The organism is Antribacter gilvus (assembly GCF_003946865.1).
In the GTDB taxonomy this organism is placed as follows: domain Bacteria; phylum Actinomycetota; class Actinomycetes; order Actinomycetales; family Cellulomonadaceae; genus Antribacter; species Antribacter gilvus.
Genome location: NZ_QXTH01000017.1, coordinates 1 through 15,474 on the forward strand (window position 1 = coordinate 1; position 15,474 = coordinate 15,474).

Genomic DNA, 15,474 nt, shown 5'->3' on the forward strand with positions numbered 1-15,474 from the left:
CCTCATCCGTCAGATCATGCCGACCCGCAACATCCACCACGAGCCCGCAGCATGCCGAACCCCCAGGTCAACCCGCAATTCCGAAACACGCCCTAGCGCATCTCAGGGACTCGAGCACGCCCCGGTTGGGCCAAGGAGTACACAACCGCTACGGGCACCCTGGCACACGGCACCAGCGAGAGGGCCGCCCAGCCGACCCCGGCCATGCCGGTCACCACCTCAAACGCGGACCCGTACCTGACCTCGTGTACGACGATCTCCCGCCCGCCGACCAGGTGCGCACTCTGCGGCTCATGGTCACCCACGGCGTCCTGACGCTCCACACCACCCCGTGGGGCAGACTGAGCTTCGTCGCCCATCCGGAACGCCTCACCCGAGTGCCAGGCGTGTCGTAGTGACAGGTACCTCGCACGGTGATCGACGGCTGGCCCAGGCGACGACGTCCCTGCCCCGCGCAGCATTCACCATTCGTCATCCCACTCGTAATGTTCCCCCGGTACCCGCGCGATACGGTGTCCGCACGGATGTACCCAGATGTCGACGAGTCGAGCCGAGAATGGCCGTGAACTACCCCTGACCTGCACAGAGAGGCACCTGCACGCACATGGCTGCACCCCGGGGAGCGGTGCTCCACGTCCACGGCTACAACGACTACTTCTTCCAGGCGCACCTGGCCCACGCCTTCGCTGAGGCGGGCTACGCCTTCTACGCGGTGGACCTGCGCACCGCCGGCCGTTCGCTCAAGCCGGGACAGATCCCGCACTACGTCACGGACCTGCGCCAGCAGGCCGCCGACATCGATGTGGCCGCGCACGCGATCCGCGCGATCGAGCAGGGTCCCCTGACCGTCCACGCCCACTCCACCGGCGGGCTGACGGCGGCCCTCTGGGCCCACGACCATCGCGCCGACGGCACGGGCCCCGACGCCCTCGTGCTGGAAGGCCCGTTCCTCGACCTGTCCGCGACGTGGTGGCAGCGCACGGTCGGCACGTGGCTCCTCCAGCTGGCGGGCCGGCTCCAGCCGCTCAAGGTCCTGTCGAGCTCGCCGTCGCACTATGCCACCGCGCAGCTGGCGGCAAACGGCGGCCGCTGGGAGTTCGACACCACGCTCAAGCGCCCCGAGGGCGTCCCCGCCCGGCAGGGGTGGATGCGCTCCGCGCGGCGCGGGCACGCCCAGGTCCGGCGCGGCCTCGGGCTCACCTGCCCGGTCCTCGTGGCCTACTCCGCGGAGTCCGGGCCCGACGACCCCGCCAACCCTCTGCTCGACGCCCAGGACACGATCCTCGACGTTCGCCAGATCGCCGCCCAGGCCCCGCGGCTCGGCGCCGACGTGACGCAGCTCGTGGTCGAGGGCGCGGTGCACGACCTGACCCTGTCGGACGACGAGCCCCGCGCCGCCTACCTGGCCGGCATGCTGGGCTGGCTGGAGGGAAAGCTGTGACCTACTTCGACGACCGGTTCGCCGCCCTCGCTCACCGCGGCTTCTCGCACGGGAACAAGAACCTCGAGAACTCGCTCGCTGCGTTCGCCGCGGCCGTGGAGCTCGGCTACCGCTACGTGGAGACGGACGCGCACGGCACGTCCGACGGCGTCGCCGTCGCCCTCCACGACGAGTCCCTCGACCGCACCACCGACGCGTCGGGGCTCGTGTCGGACCTCCCGTGGTCCGTCGTCAAGGAGGCGAAGATCGGCGGATCCGAGCCAGTACCGCTCCTCGAGGAGGTGCTCGGCACCTGGCCGCACCTGAACGTCAACATCGACGTGAAGGCCGAGTCGGGGATCGCGCCCGTCGCCGACGCGATCGAGCGCACCCGGTCGTGGGACCGCGTGTGCGTCACGTCGTTCTCGGTGGACCGCCGCCTCGCGACGCTCGCCCGCCTGACGCGCCCCGTCGCCACCTCGGCAGGCCGGAGCGAGGTCGCGCGGTTCCTCGTCGGGGCGCGCCTGCGGCTCGCCCCCGTGGCGAACCGCGCGCTCCGCCACGTCGACGCGCTCCAGGTACCGGTGATGGATCGTCTCCCCGCGGACCTGGGCCCCCTCACGGTGGTCGACGGCGTCACGGTCGCCCGGGCGCACCGCGCCGGGAAGAAGGTCCACGTCTGGACCATCGACGAGCCGGAGGAGATGAGGCACCTGATCGACCTCGGCGTGGACGGCATCGTCACCGACCGGGCCGACCTCCTGCGGGAGGTGCTGGTCCAGCGAGGGCTCTGGAGCTGAGGCGTCAGTCGCTGCCGCCGCTGCTGCCGCCGGAGGCGCTACCACCGCTCGCGCCGGGTTCGCTACCGCCGCGATCCCAGTCGCCGCTGGAACCTGAGCCGCCGCCGCTGCCGCCACCTGCCGAGGACCTGCCGGAGTCGGACCAGACCGAGTCGCTCCCCCAGGCACTGCCGCCCTGCCAACCGTCGCCGCCCTCGGCGGAGTCGTGGCTGACGGCGTCCCCGTCCCGGGCCGCGAGCGGGTCCTTCCATCCACCGGGGACCGCCGGTTCGATCGTGGTGTCGGCGCCGTATGTCACCAGTCCCTCGGGCCCCTGACCGGGTCGGCCTACGGTCGTGCCTTGCCTTGCGGTGAACGCCCAGACGACCACGCCCTCGGGCGAGGTCAGGCGGGCGGGTCCCTGCACCATCGATCCCGCGAAGAGGTCCGCTGTCACGGGCCCGTCAGCGACGAGACGGGCCGCGGCACCGTCGACGAAAAGAGCGTGCAGGTAGTACCGCGTGCCGAGGGTCTCCACGACGACGGTGCGCATCTCGCGACCGGAGACCACGCGCCTCTGCGGCACCACCCGACCCTGGACGGTGAGCGTGGCCTGCCCGCGCGCGGCGCGGTTCCAGATGCCGTAGGACCTGACGTAGCGCACCGTCGCGGCGATGCAGATCGCGAGGACGACGACGTTGCCACCGATCCACACCGGCGAGATCTCCGCGAACCCGCCGGAGACGGAGAGGGCGACAACGACATAGACGACGGCGAGGGCCCAGACCAGAACCACCCCGCGTGGACTCCGCCTGCCCACCGCCCGGGCTTCCCTGAACAGTGCGGCGGCGGGGTCCTTCAGGCGATCCGCGCTCATGGCCATCTTGGCAGGCTAATGCAGCAGTGCCGCATCAACAGGGAGGTGCGTGCAAATCACCCAGGACCCTCGCTGTCTTGCTGTGGCGCGAGCTCCGGAGGCCCGGAGCTACCGGTGCGACACCTCAGTCGCCGCCGCCTCCCCCGCCGGAGTCGCCCCCGCTGCTGCCGCCGTCCCCGCCCCCGCTGCTCCCGCCGCCGTCCGCGCTCGAGGTGCCGCCCGAGCCGGACCAACCCGAGTCGCTCCCCCACGTGCTGCCGCCCTGCCAGCCGTCGCCCGCGGCGCCGTACCCAGCGCCGTCCGACGCGGCGTTGCCGCCGCCGCCTGCCCCGTCACCGGAACGGTCGGGGTCTCGGTCGCGGTCGCCGGGATGGGACCCGGCGGTCCCCAAGGACGTCGTGTCGGCGGCGACAGTCCCGCCCCGGTCCCCCGGGAGCCGGCCGGCGGCCACCGGTCTCCCCTGCTTCGACGTGAACGCCCAACGGACCGTCCCGTCCGCAGCCGCCAGCCGCGCTGGCCCTTCGACCTTCCCGCCCGCGAAGAGGTCGACCGTCGCGGGGCCGGCAACGAGCGCGCGGGCCGCGGCGTCGTCCGCGAAGAGGAGGTGGAGGTACCGGGCACCGCCGTCCTCCGGGACGACGGCCGTGCGCATCTCCCGGCCCGAGACGGTCCGCTGCTGCGGCACCACGTGGCCCTGGAGGCTCTTCGCGGGCTGCCCGCTCGCGGCACGGCGCCAGAGCGCCCACGACAGCGCGGCACGGACGGTGCCGCGGATCACGAGCCCGAGGACGATGACCGAAGCGACGACCACCGCCACGCCGGTGTCCGTGAAGCCGTCCGTCAGCGCGTGCGCTACCGGGACGAACGCCCCGGCGAAGGCCCAGAGCACGACGACCGGGGCCACTCGTCGGCGGCCGGCCCGCCGGGCTACCCGGAACGCCGTCGTCGCGGGATCTTCCAGGAGCGCATCAGATCTCGTCATGTGGGGAAGCGTAATGCCCGAACCGCCCGTTTCAGGAGGTCCGTCGGCTCCGGCCGGGTGCCAGCCGCAGATGCCAGCCGCAGATGCGTCCCCGCGGCCCGGGCCCGTGCAAAGGCCACGGAGTCCACCCCTCAGCCCAGCGTCAGCTGGACCGGCGTCCCCGGACCACCCGTCGGCGGCTCCTTGGCCACCTCGGCGTACGCGGCGACGAGCAGCGCCGGGTCCGGGCCCTCGAGCCGCGTGGGCTGAGCCACGTCGTCGAGCACGACGAACCGCAGGAGGTCGCCCCGCGACTTCTTGTCGCGGCGCATCGCCGAGAGCAGCTGGTCCCACTTGTCCCCGCGGTACGACACGGGCAGGCCGAGCGAGGTGAGGATGGCGCGGTGGCGGTCGACGACGTCGTCGGGCAGCTTGCCCGCCATCCGGCCGAGCTCGGCCGCGAAGACCATGCCCACGCTCACCGCGGCACCGTGCCGCCACTGGTACCGCTCGGTGAGCTCGATGGCGTGCCCGAGCGTGTGGCCGTAGTTGAGGATCTCCCGGAGACCCGCCTCCTTGAGGTCCTCCCCCACCACCGCGGCCTTGACCCGCACCGACCGCTCGATGAGCTCCGCGAGCACGGCCCAGGTCTCGGGCGCAGCCTCCGCCCCGGCCCAGCCACGGAGCGCGTCCGCGTGCTCCTCCACCAGCTCGAGGATGCGCGGGTCGGCGATGAACCCGGTCTTCACCACCTCGGCGAGGCCCGCGACGAGGTCCCACCTGTCGAGCGACTCGAGCGAGGCGAGGTCGCAGAGCACGCCCGCGGGCGGGTGGAACGCGCCCACGAGGTTCTTGCCCTCGGCCGTGTTGATGCCGGTCTTGCCGCCCACCGCGGCGTCGACCATGGCGAGCAGCGTGGTGGGCACCTGCACCACGCGGATCCCGCGGAGCCAGGTGGCGGCCACGAAGCCCGCGAGGTCCGTGGTGGCGCCGCCGCCCACGCCGACGATCGCGTCGGTCCGCGTGAAGTCGAGCTGCCCCAGCAGACCCCAGAGGAAGGCCGCGACCTGGGCCGTCTTGGCCTCCTCTGCGTCGGGCACCTCGGCCACGTACGCGTCGTAGCCCGACGCGCGCAGGTCCTCCTGCAGCACGTCCGCCGTCGTCGACAGGGCGGCCGGGTGGATCACGAGCACCTTGCGGGCGTCCGGGCCGATCAGGGCGGGCAGCTCGCCGAGCAGGTGCCGGCCTACGACGACGTCGTAGGGGACGGCGCCCTGGACGGTGATGCGGGCTGCGTCGTTCACGAGTTCTCCTTGGTGAGGGCGTCAGCGATCTCCTGGGCCACCTGCTGCGGGGGGCGGTCGTCGCTCACGACGTGCAGGGTGGCGAGCCGCTCGTACATGGGGCGGCGCTCCTGCATGAGCGCCTGCCAGCGGGCCCGCGGGTTACCCAGCAGGAGCGGCCGGGCCTGGTTCAGACCCACGCGGGGGGCCGCGACGGCGAGGGTGACGTCGAGGAAGACGACGGCACCGCCCGCGCGGGCGTACGCCTCGAGGGCCTCCTGCGTCCGCGGGTCCATCGGGGCGCCGCCGCCCAGGGCGAGCACCCCGTCGTGCAGCGCGAGGGCGGTCGTCACGGCGTCGCGCTCCAGGTCGCGGAACCTCGGCTCGCCCTCGTCCACGAAGATGTCGGACACCGCCTTGCCGGCCGTCTCCTCGACGTCGGCGTCCGTGTCCCGGAAGCCTCGGCCGAGCAGGCCCGCCAGCGCACGGCCGACGGTCGTCTTCCCCGAGCCGGGCGGCCCCATCAGTACTGCGACCGGACCCGGCTGCTGCTGCGCCTGCGAGTCGCTCACCGCAGGAGCTCCGGCACGGACGCCAGGTAGGCCTCGGCGTTGCGCCGTACCTCGGCCACCGAGTCGCCGCCGAACTTCTCCAGCGCCGCCTCCGCGAGCACGAGCGCGACCATCGCCTCCGCGACGACCGCTGCGGGCGGGACCGCGCACACGTCGGAGCGCTGGTGGTGGGCGGTCACGGGCTCACCGGTGGACACGTCGACGGTGGGCAGCGCGCGCGGCACCGTTGAGATCGGCTTCATGGCCGCGCGCACTCGCACGACCTCGCCGTTCGACATGCCGCCCTCCACGCCACCCGCACGGTTGGTGGTGCGCTGGAGCCTGCCGTCACCCGGGACGATCTCGTCGTGCGCCAGCGAGCCGCGGCGCTTCGCCGTACGGAACCCGTCGCCCACCTCGACGCCCTTGATGGCCTGGATGCCCATGAGGGCGCCGGCGAGCCGCGCGTCGAGGCGGCGGTCGCCCTGGACGTAGGAGCCCAGACCCGACGGGACCCCGTAGGCCAGCACCTCGACCACGCCTCCCAGCGTGTCGCCGTCCTTGTGCGCGAGGTCGATCTCCTCGACCATCCGCGCGGACGACTCGGGCAGGTAGCAACGCACCGGGTCGGCGTCCAGGAGGGCGACGTCGTCCGGGGAGGGGACCGGCGCGCCGTCGGGCACCTCCGCCTCACCGATCGCGACCACGTGGGAGACGAGCCGCACGCCCAGCGCCTGCTCGAGGAAGTTCGCGGCGACGACGCCGAGCGCGACCCGGGCCGCGGTCTCGCGGGCGGAGGCGCGCTCCAGCACCGGACGGGCGTCGGTGAAGCCGTACTTGCGCATGCCCACGAGGTCGGCGTGCCCGGGACGGGGCCGCGTCAGGGGGCGGTTGCGGGCCACCTCACGAGCGTCGCCCGTCCCGGCGTCGACCATCAGGGCCTCGGCCGGGACCGGGTCGGCGGACATGACGTCCACCCACTTGGGCCACTCGGAGTTGGCGATCTCGATCGCGAGCGGACCACCCTGGGTCAGCCCGTGGCGCAGACCGCCGAGGACGCGCACCTCGTCCTTCTCGAAGCTCATCCGGGCCCCACGGCCGTAGCCGAGGCGGCGGCGCGCGAGCGCCTCCTGGATGTCGGCCGTCACGAGGCCCACCCCGGCGGGCAGACCTTCCATGAGGGCCACGAGGGCAGGACCGTGCGACTCACCCGACGTCAACCAGCGCAGCATGCGCCGATTCTTTCACGCTGGCTGCGACGCGGGCGTCGGCTGTCCACAGGCCGGGTTTCGACCGGCCGGCCACCCAGCCGGGCCGTCAGCCCAGCGCCGCCGCGAGCGCCGCGTCCATCGCCGCCAGCGGCGCGGTGCGGCCGGTCATGAGGCGCACCTGCTCCGCGGCCTGGTGGAGCAGCATCCGCTCCCCGCCCACGACGGCCCCGCCCGCCGCGGCCCACACCGCGGACAGGGCGGTGGGCCGGGGGTCGTAGACGACGTCGAGCAGCACGCCGTGGGGGCGTGCCCCCTTGTCGGCGAGGGCCTTCGCCCACGGGTCGGCGGCGTGCTTGGGCATCGTGGAGACGACGACGTCCGCGCCGGCGAGCGCGGTGACCGTCGCCTCCTCCTGGAAGACCTCGAAGACGGGGCTCACGCCCATGCGGCCGACGGCGGCCTGGAGCGGCCCGGTGCGGTCGAGCGAGCGGACGAGCACCCGCGGTGTGGGGCAGCCGAGCTCGGCGACGGCCGCGAGGGTCGACGCGGCGGTCGCGCCCCCGCCGAGCACCACGGCGGTGTCGATGCGGCGGCTGCCGAGCTCTTCGCGCAGCGACGCGACGAGGCCGTGCACGTCGGTGTTGGCCCCGGTGAGGGTCACGCCGCAGCGCGTGGGCGAGAGCAGCACGGTGTTGACCGCGCCGACCGCCTCGGCGAGGGGCTCCACGTGGTCGAGCAGGGGGAACACGACCTGCTTGAGCGGCATGGTGAGGCTCAGCCCGGCCCAGCCGAGGTCGACGTCGCGCAGGAAGCCTTCGAGCTGGTCCTCGGTGACGTCGATCGCGGTGTACTGCCATCCCTCCAGCCCGAGGGCTGCGTAGGCGGCGCTGTGGAGCGTCGGTGAGAGCGAGTGGGCGACGGGGTGGCCCAGCACGGCGGCGCGGCGGGGCGCGCCCATCAGTAGCCGTTCTCCGCGGCCCAGGCCTGGTACTCGTCCTTGAACACCTCGAACTCCTCGACCCTGTCCGTGAACTTGGTCTCCTGGGTATGGAGGTTCACGGTGACGTAGTAGATCCACGGCCCGGGGGGCGGATCGAGGACGGCCTCGATCGAGGCGCGGCCCGGCGAACCGATGGCCGTGGGCGGCAGCCCGTCCATGCGGCGCGAGTTGAAGGGGCGGCTCGTGGTGTCGGCCAGCTCCGCCCGGGTCATCTCGTGCGCGGGCTTGCCGGCGTAGTACGACTCGATGGCGTCCATGCCGAGCACCTCGCTGGTCGCGAGCCGGTTCTCGATCACGCGCGCGACCTGTCCACGGAACTGGTCCGGCGCCTCGCGCTCGACGATCGACGCCTTGACGAGGACCTGCTGCCGCTGCTCGGCCGGGACTCCCAGCTCGGTCAGCTCCGCCACGGTGGCCGCGACCATCTCGGTGAGCAGCTGGGCGGCGGAGGTGGTGTCGGGCTTGGCCTCGTAGGTGTTCGGGTAGATCCAGCCCTCGAGGTTGCCGCCCGCCTCGGGCGGCAGTCCCAGCGCGGCGGGGTCGGCGAGCGCGGCCTCGACATCGGCCTGGGGCCAGCCCTGGCCGATCATGCGCTCCGTGACCTGCGCCACCGTGAAGCCCTCGGGCACCACAAGACCGGCGCGGTCCACCTCGTTCCGCGTGAGCGTCTCGACCGCGTCGGCAGCGCTCATCTCCTTCATCAGGAGGTGGCTCCCCGCCTGGATGCTGCCCGACCCCGGGTTGGCCTCGAAGGCACGGACGAACGCCTCCGCGCTGGCGACGACCCCGGCGTCGGCCAGCACCCGGGCCATGTCCCAGCCGCCGGCACCATCAGGGATCTCGACGGCCACCTCGCCGGTGCCAGGCCCCGCGTAGTCGTCGGGCGCGAAGGGCGTGGCCCAGCCGAAGAGAATGCCGCCGCTGCGCCGGATCTCGAACGCGGCCCCGCCACCGGCAGCGACGACGACGAGGAGCGTGACCAGGAGGGTGACGATCGTGCGGCGCCGCTTGCGGCGCTTCGCCGCCTTCTGTTCCCGGGGGCTCGCGCCCGACAGGCCTCCGCTCGCATGGCGGGGTGGCCCGCTCGACACGGTCGGTTCGCTCAAGAGGTCCGTCACCCGCAGTTGCCTCGCAGTCTTGTCGTCGAAGGAGTGGTGCAGTCACCTTCCCGGGCACACCAGGGCCGGGACCGTCGCCGGGTCAGCCGCCGTTGGCCGCCTGCCAGGCCCGGAGCTCTTCGACGTTCTTGTTGTGCTGCTGGATCGTCTCGGCGAACTTGGTCTCCCCGGTGTCGAGGTTGACCGCCACCCAGAACACCCAGTCCCCCGGCTCGGGGTTCAGCACGGCGTCCAGGGCCGACGAGCCGGGGTTCGCGATCGGCGTCGGCGGGAGCCCCAGGTGGACGTACAGCGCGTACGGGTTGTTCGCGTCGTGGTTGTCCTCGTAGGTCAGCTCGGTGCCCGGCTTGCCGAGCCCGTACGCGGTCGACGCGTCGATGTCGAGCGTCATGCCCCGCTCGAGCCGGTTCTCGATCGCCCGGGCCATCTTGGGGCGGTCCTGGGGGAACTTCGCCTCGCGTTCCACGAGCGACGCCTTGGTGAGGACTGCCTGCCACTGGTCCTGGGGCACCCCCCGCTGCGTCAGCGACCCGACGGTCTGCTGGACCATCTGCGACAGCAGCGACGCCGGCGTGTCGTTCGGCACCACGTAGTAGGTGCTCGGTGCGAGCCATCCCTCGGCCTTGCCGCCCGCCTCGGCCGGCAGCCCGATGGACGCCGGGTCGGCGAGCGCGGCGTCGAAGGCGGCGCGGTCCAGACCCGTGACCTCGACGGCCCGGTCCACGACCTGCGCGACCGTGTACCCCTCAGGGATCGTGAGCTTCAGCTCGACCTTCTCGTTCTTGGCGAGGAGCGCCACCGCGTCGGCCGCGCGCATCTCGGTGAGCATGACGTGCGTGCCCGCCTGGATCAGCTGGGCGTTGGGGTTCGCCTCGTACGCCTCCACGAACGCCCCGACGCTGGCCACGACGCCCGCGTCGTACAGCGCCTGGCCCATCGCCTCCCCCGGGGCGCCCGGGGCGATCTCGACCTGGACCTGCTCGCCGCCGGGGCCCGGGAAGTCCTTGGACTCCAGGGGCGACACGAAACCGAACAGGTCGGTCTCCCGAAACACGAACCAGCCTGCGCCGGCGACCGCCGCGAGGGTGATGACGAGAACCAGGAGCGTACGCACCTGACGCCGCAGCTTGCGGCGGCGCGCCGCCTTGCGGTCACGTCCGTTGCCGGACCGGGACCGGCTCGCGGCCGTGGTCGCTCCGGTCGGTGGCAGGGTGGACGCGGTAAACAGGTCCGTCACCGCTGTCGCCTCACAGTCTCGTGGTCGTCTGGTCAGGTCACCCGTGCGTGTCGTGCACGGTTGCCTCGACGAGCTCCCCGGCTCGCATACCGCTCGCCCGTTCCGCGTCGAGTGCAGATTGCAGAATGATAACGGCTGCCGCCTGATCGATCACCGACCGGTGCTTCCGTCCCTTGCGCCCCGAAGCGTACAGCGCCTGATGAGCGCTCACAGTCGTCATACGCTCGTCGACCAGGCGCACCTCTGCACCCTCGCCGGCCGCGCCCAGCGCGGCGACCAGCCGGGCCGCGAACGCACGTGCATCGGCCGTGGCGGCACCCTCGGCACCCGACAGATGGCGGGGCAGCCCCACATAGACGACGGCGGCGAACCGGTCGGCCGCCACTTCCACGATACGCCTGACGTCGGCGGTGACAAGGGTGCCCACCTCGAGGACCCGCGGCACCGTCTCCACGGGCGTGGCCACGAGGCCGTCCGGGTCGCTCGCGGCGAGCCCGATGCGGGCCATGCCGACGTCGACGGCCAGGCGGGCTCCCCGTGGGAGCCCGCCTGGTTCGAGCGGGGTATGGCTCATCAGCCGACAGCCACCAGGCGGACGTCCTCCGCCACGCCGGCGAGCGCGGCCGGGAGGGCTGCGGCGTCGGTGCCGCCACCCTGGGCGAGGTCCGGCTTGCCGCCGCCACCGCCGCCGAGCACGCCGGCCGCGGCCTTGGCGAGCTCGCCGGCCTTGTAGCCCTTCTCGCGCGCGGTGGCGTTCGTGGCCACGACCACGACAGGGCGGCCGTTCGCGACGCCGCCCGCGGCGACGACGACGGGCTCCGCCTCACCGAGGCGGCCGCGCACGTCGAGCACGAGGGCACGCAGGTCGTCGGACTGGGCCTCGCCCGCGTCGTGGGTCACGACGCGCACGTCTCCCACGCGGGGGGCGTTCGCGGCGAGGGACCCGGCCGTCGCCAGCAGCTGCGCCTGGCGAACCGCGGCGAGCTCCTTCTCCGTCTCCTTGAGGCGGCCGAGGAGCGAGCCCACCCGGTCCACGAGCTCGTCCGGCCGCGCGCCGAGCAGGCCCTGGAGCTGGCCCACCAGGGCGTGCTCCTTGGCCTGGAACCCGTACGCACCGTCGCCCACCAGGGCGTCGACCCGGCGCACGCCGGAGCCGATCGAGGACTCGCCGAGCAGCGTGACGCGGCCCAGCTCGCCCGTCAGGCGGACGTGCGTGCCGGCGCAGAGCTCGCGCGACCAGTCGCCGCCGATCGAGACCACGCGTACCACGTCGCCGTACTTCTCGCCGAACAGGGCCATGGCGCCCAGGGCCTTGGCCTCGGAGATCGGCATGAGCTGGTCGGTGACCTCGAGGTTGTCCGCGAGGCGCACGTTGACGCGCTCCTCGATCTCCTGCAGCGCCCCGCCCGGGACGGCCGACGGGGAGCGGAAGTCGAAGCGGATGCGGCTCGGGGCGTTCTCCGAGCCCGCCTGGGTGCGGTCCGGGCCCACGAGCTCGTGCAGCGCCTTGTGGATCATGTGCGTGGCGCTGTGGGCGCGCGAGATCGCCTTGCGGCGCTCTGCGTCGATCTGCGCCGTGCCGGGGTCGCCCAGCGCGACGGTGCCCTCGGTCAGGCGACCACGGTGCACGGACAGGCCCTTGATCGGCCGCTGCACGTCGGCCACCTCGATGACGCCGCCGCCGTCCAGGGTGATCGTGCCGTGGTCGGCCAGCTGGCCACCCGCCTCGGCGTAGAACGGCGTGCGGTCGAGCACCACCTCGACGTCGGCCGGGGCCGAGGCCGCCGGGGCCGGCACGCCGTCGACGAGGAGGCCGGCGACACGGACCGAGGCGTCGAGCTGCGTGTAGCCGAGGAACTCGACCGGGGCGGTGAGGTCCTTGCTCACCGACTCGTAGGCCGCGACGTCGGCACCGCCCTGGCGCTTGGCCAGCGCGTCGGCGCGGGCGCGGGTGCGCTGCTCCTGCATGAGCTCGCGGAACGACTTCTCGTCCACCTGCACGCCCTGCTCGGCGGCCATCTCGAGGGTCAGGTCGATCGGGAAGCCGTACGTGTCGTGCAGCTGGAACGCCTTGTCGCCGCCCAGCACCGGCGTGCCGCCGCCCGAGGACTTCAGCTCCTTCACGGCGGTGTCCAGGATCGTGGTGCCGGACGCGAGGGTGCGGCCGAACGCCTCCTCCTCGGCGTAGGCCACGGCGGAGATGCGCTCGAAGTCGGTGGCGAGCTCCGGGTACGACGGCGACATCGCGTCGCGCGAGACCGGGAGCAGGGTCGGCAGCGACATGCCCTCGACGCCGAGCAGGCGCATGGCGCGCACCGAGCGGCGCAGGAGGCGGCGCAGCACGTAGCCGCGGCCCTCGTTCGACGGGCGCACGCCGTCACCGATGATCATGAGGGCCGACCGCACGTGGTCGGCCACGACGCGCATGCGCACGTCGTCGTCCCTGTCCGCGCCGTACGTCTTGCCCGACAGCACGGCGGCGGCGTCGATGACGGGACGCACCTCGTCGATCTCGTACATGTTGTCGACACCCTGCAGGAGGAACGCGACGCGCTCCAGGCCCATGCCGGTGTCGATGTTCTTGGCGGGCAGCTCACCCATGATGGTGAACTCCTCCTTGGACCTCACGTCCTGGAGGGCGTACTGCATGAACACGAGGTTCCAGATCTCGATGTACCGGTCCTCGTCGGCCTCCGGGCCGCCGTCGGCCCCGTGCTCCGGGCCGCGGTCGTAGAAGATCTCCGAGCACGGGCCACCGGGGCCGGGCTGGCCGGTGTGCCAGTAGTTCGTCTTCTTGCCCATGCGCTGGATGCGCTCGTCCGGCAGGCCCGCGATCTGCTTCCAGAGGCTGATGGCCTCCTCGTCGGTCTCGTAGACCGTCACCCACAGCAGGTCCGGGTCGATCCCGAGCCTGCCCTCGTCACGGGAGCCCGTGAGGAAGTCCCACGCGTAGGTGATCGCCCCCTCCTTGAAGTAGTCCCCGAAGGAGAAGTTGCCGTTCATCTGGAAGAACGTGCCGTGACGGGTGGTCTTGCCGACCTCCTCGATGTCGAGGGTCCGCACGCACTTCTGGACGCTCGTGGCGCGCTCCCAGGGCGGGGTCTGCTCGGCCGTCATGTACGGGATGAAGGGCACCATGCCGGCGATGGTGAACAGCGTCGACGGGTCCGGCGAGATCAGGGACGCCGACGGCACCACCGCGTGACCCTGGGCGGCGAAGTAGTCGAGCCAACGCTTGCGGATCTCGGCGGTACGCATGGGGATGCTGGTCCTTTGGGTGAGAGTGGGCGCGGTCGCTGTCGCGCCTGGTTGAACGGTCCCATTCTGCCGCCGCGGTGGCAGCAGGACGAAACTGATAGTCCGCCCCTCGCGGGCGGGCGGGCCGGCTAGTAGAACGAGTAGCCGAGCTCGGCCTCGTCGTCGGGCACGTCCGCCCGACGGCGGTGCTCGTCCGCGTACGCAGCGGCACGCCGCGCCCGGGTCACCTCGGGATCGGGCTGCCCGTCCGCCAGCAGGGCCGCCCGGAGCTCGCGCTCCCGCTCGGCCCGCGCCACCGTGAACTCGGCCCGGAACTGGCGGGCGAACTGCGAGACCCGTGCCCCGGCGTCGTCCACCACCGCTGCAGCGCGGTCGCTGACCGCCTCCGGCGTGTAGCGGGCCACGAGGCGCCTGCCCTGCCGGTAGACGACCACGGTGACGGCCACGCCGACGCCGACCCAGAAGAGGCGGCGCATCAGAGAGTGTCCGCCGTGCCCGCGTGCTTGCCCGCGGCACCGCTGGTCGCACCGCCCGCGGCGCGGCCGAAGGCGCGGCGCACGGCGTACGAGAACGCGGCGACCTTGACGAGCGGGCCACCCAGCGTCGCCGCGTACAGCCCGGTCAGCGCCGACACGTTCTCGCTGACCTGGGCGGCGGACGTGGTGATCGTGTCCACCTTGATGAGCTGTGAGTTCGCCGAGGCCACCGTGCCGGCAGCCTCGTCGAGGATCGGGACGGAGTGGTCGGTCACGGTCCGGATGCTGACGCGAGCCTCGTCCAGGACGCGTCCGAGCTTCCACAGCGGGACCGCGAGGAACCCGACCAGGAGCACGAACGCGATCGCCGCGATGAGACCTGCCACGTCGCCGAGGGTCATGCCCGATCCTGCCTCTCCTGCGCCACCTGTCCGATACCTGCCACGCCACCCTATCCCGCCGAGTTGCTCCCGCAACGTGCGAGAACGCCCCGCCTGCACCGAGGTGCGGGCGGGGCGTTCACGGCGTCGTCAGCGAGCGTAGAACTCGACGACCAGCTGAACCTCGCACGTCACCGGGATCTCGGAGCGCGAGGGGCGGCGGGTCAGCGAGGCCGACAGCTTCTCGAGCTGGACCTCGAGGTAGCCCGGGACGGCGCCGAGCACGTCGCGGTGGGCACCGGCGGCTGCCACCTGGAACGGCGTGGTCGCCTGGCTCTTCGGCTTGACCTGGACGGTCTGGCCGACCTTCACGCGGAACGACGGGCGGTCCACGATCTTGCCGTCCACAAGGATGTGGCGGTGCGTGACGTGCTGGCGCGCCTGCAGGATGGTGCGGGCGAAGCCGGAGCGGAGCACGAGGGCGTCGAGACGCGTCTCGAGGTCCTCGACCATGACCTCACCGGTCAGGCCCGGCTGCTTGCGGGCGTTCTCGTACACCTTGACGAGCTGCTTCTCGCGCAGCATGTACTGGGCGCGGAGGCGCTGCTTCTCGCGCAGACGCACGGCGTAGTCCGACTCGGTGCGGCGACGGGCGCGGCCGTGCTCACCGGGCGGGTAGGGACGCTTCTCGAAGTGCTTGACGGCCTTGGGCGTGAGCGCGAGGCCGAGGGCGCGGCTCAGGCGGACCTGGCGGCGCGAACGGGTGACTGAGGTCACGGTGTTCCTGTCCTGTAGTGATCGAAGAGGTCACACCCGGGGCGCACCGTTTCCCTGCCGACGCAGTCGAAGGCGCTGCTGGGCGAGGTGTGCCGGGTGCGGGACCAGCCGATGGACTCCGTTGCCGGAGGTCACGGGGCCGAGGT

Annotated in this window: 15 protein-coding genes; 2 read left to right on the forward strand and 13 right to left on the reverse strand. The window is 72.7% G+C overall.

Annotated elements, in window-relative coordinates:
• Window positions 1-604: 604 nt before the first annotated feature.
• Both D1350_RS21655 and D1350_RS21660 read left to right on the forward strand, forming a co-directional pair.
• Window positions 605-1,441, forward strand: coding sequence for an alpha/beta hydrolase (locus D1350_RS21655; protein ID WP_125778133.1), 837 nt, complete (start codon window positions 605-607; stop codon window positions 1,439-1,441).
• The gene (locus tag D1350_RS21660) at window positions 1,438-2,220 is read left to right on the forward strand and encodes a glycerophosphodiester phosphodiesterase family protein (protein WP_125778134.1); all 783 of its coding nucleotides are present in this window, start codon (window positions 1,438-1,440) and stop codon (window positions 2,218-2,220) included. The genes D1350_RS21655 and D1350_RS21660 overlap by 4 nt, the downstream gene beginning before the upstream one ends.
• A 4-nt stretch (window positions 2,221-2,224) precedes the next feature.
• On the opposite strand, the gene D1350_RS21665 is transcribed toward D1350_RS21660, so the two are convergent.
• The 13 genes from D1350_RS21665 to rpsD all read right to left on the reverse strand — a co-directional run bounded on the left by D1350_RS21665 (window position 2,225) and on the right by rpsD (window position 15,328).
• Window positions 2,225-3,076 carry a hypothetical protein gene (locus tag D1350_RS21665; protein ID WP_125778135.1) on the reverse strand — a complete coding sequence of 284 codons (852 nt, stop codon included), beginning with the start codon at window positions 3,074-3,076 and terminating at the stop codon, window positions 2,225-2,227.
• Between the two features lie 124 nt (window positions 3,077-3,200).
• Window positions 3,201-4,058: a hypothetical protein gene (locus tag D1350_RS23900; RefSeq protein WP_164545272.1), complete on the reverse strand. Its 858-nt coding sequence runs from the start codon at window positions 4,056-4,058 to the stop codon at window positions 3,201-3,203.
• Between the two features lie 131 nt (window positions 4,059-4,189).
• Window positions 4,190-5,341, reverse strand: a complete 1,152-nt coding sequence (aroB, locus tag D1350_RS21675; RefSeq protein ID WP_125778136.1) for a 3-dehydroquinate synthase — start codon at window positions 5,339-5,341, stop codon at window positions 4,190-4,192.
• Complete coding sequence (locus D1350_RS21680) at window positions 5,338-5,844, reverse strand: shikimate kinase (protein WP_125778196.1); 507 nt, start codon at window positions 5,842-5,844, stop codon at window positions 5,338-5,340. The genes aroB and D1350_RS21680 overlap by 4 nt, the downstream gene beginning before the upstream one ends.
• A gap of 44 nt (window positions 5,845-5,888) precedes the next feature.
• Window positions 5,889-7,103, reverse strand: coding sequence for a chorismate synthase (gene aroC / locus D1350_RS21685; RefSeq protein ID WP_125778137.1), 1,215 nt, complete (start codon window positions 7,101-7,103; stop codon window positions 5,889-5,891).
• Window positions 7,104-7,188: 85 nt separating this feature from the next.
• Window positions 7,189-8,040: a shikimate dehydrogenase gene (locus tag D1350_RS21690; RefSeq protein ID WP_125778138.1), complete on the reverse strand. Its 852-nt coding sequence runs from the start codon at window positions 8,038-8,040 to the stop codon at window positions 7,189-7,191.
• A complete protein-coding gene (locus tag D1350_RS21695; protein WP_125778139.1) occupies window positions 8,040-9,200 on the reverse strand; it encodes an endolytic transglycosylase MltG in 1,161 nt (386 codons plus the stop codon). Before D1350_RS21695 ends, D1350_RS21690 begins: the two co-directional genes overlap by 1 nt.
• Window positions 9,201-9,282: 82 nt before the next feature.
• On the reverse strand, window positions 9,283-10,437 hold the full coding sequence (gene mltG / locus D1350_RS21700; protein ID WP_240644280.1) for an endolytic transglycosylase MltG: 1,155 nt from the start codon (window positions 10,435-10,437) through the stop codon (window positions 9,283-9,285).
• Between the two features lie 37 nt (window positions 10,438-10,474).
• On the reverse strand, window positions 10,475-11,011 hold the full coding sequence (ruvX, locus tag D1350_RS21705) for a Holliday junction resolvase RuvX (protein WP_125778140.1): 537 nt from the start codon (window positions 11,009-11,011) through the stop codon (window positions 10,475-10,477).
• Window positions 11,011-13,695 (reverse strand): alanine--tRNA ligase, encoded by a 2,685-nt coding sequence (gene alaS, locus D1350_RS21710; protein WP_125778141.1) that lies wholly within the window; start codon window positions 13,693-13,695, stop codon window positions 11,011-11,013. Before alaS ends, ruvX begins: the two co-directional genes overlap by 1 nt.
• Window positions 13,696-13,823: 128 nt before the next feature.
• On the reverse strand, window positions 13,824-14,171 hold the full coding sequence (locus D1350_RS21715) for a hypothetical protein (RefSeq protein ID WP_125778142.1): 348 nt from the start codon (window positions 14,169-14,171) through the stop codon (window positions 13,824-13,826).
• The gene (locus D1350_RS21720; protein ID WP_125778143.1) at window positions 14,171-14,572 is read right to left on the reverse strand and encodes a DUF948 domain-containing protein; all 402 of its coding nucleotides are present in this window, start codon (window positions 14,570-14,572) and stop codon (window positions 14,171-14,173) included. The genes D1350_RS21715 and D1350_RS21720 overlap by 1 nt, the downstream gene beginning before the upstream one ends.
• A 129-nt stretch (window positions 14,573-14,701) precedes the next feature.
• On the reverse strand, window positions 14,702-15,328 hold the full coding sequence (rpsD, locus tag D1350_RS21725; RefSeq protein WP_125778144.1) for a 30S ribosomal protein S4: 627 nt from the start codon (window positions 15,326-15,328) through the stop codon (window positions 14,702-14,704).
• Window positions 15,329-15,474 lie beyond the last annotated feature (146 nt).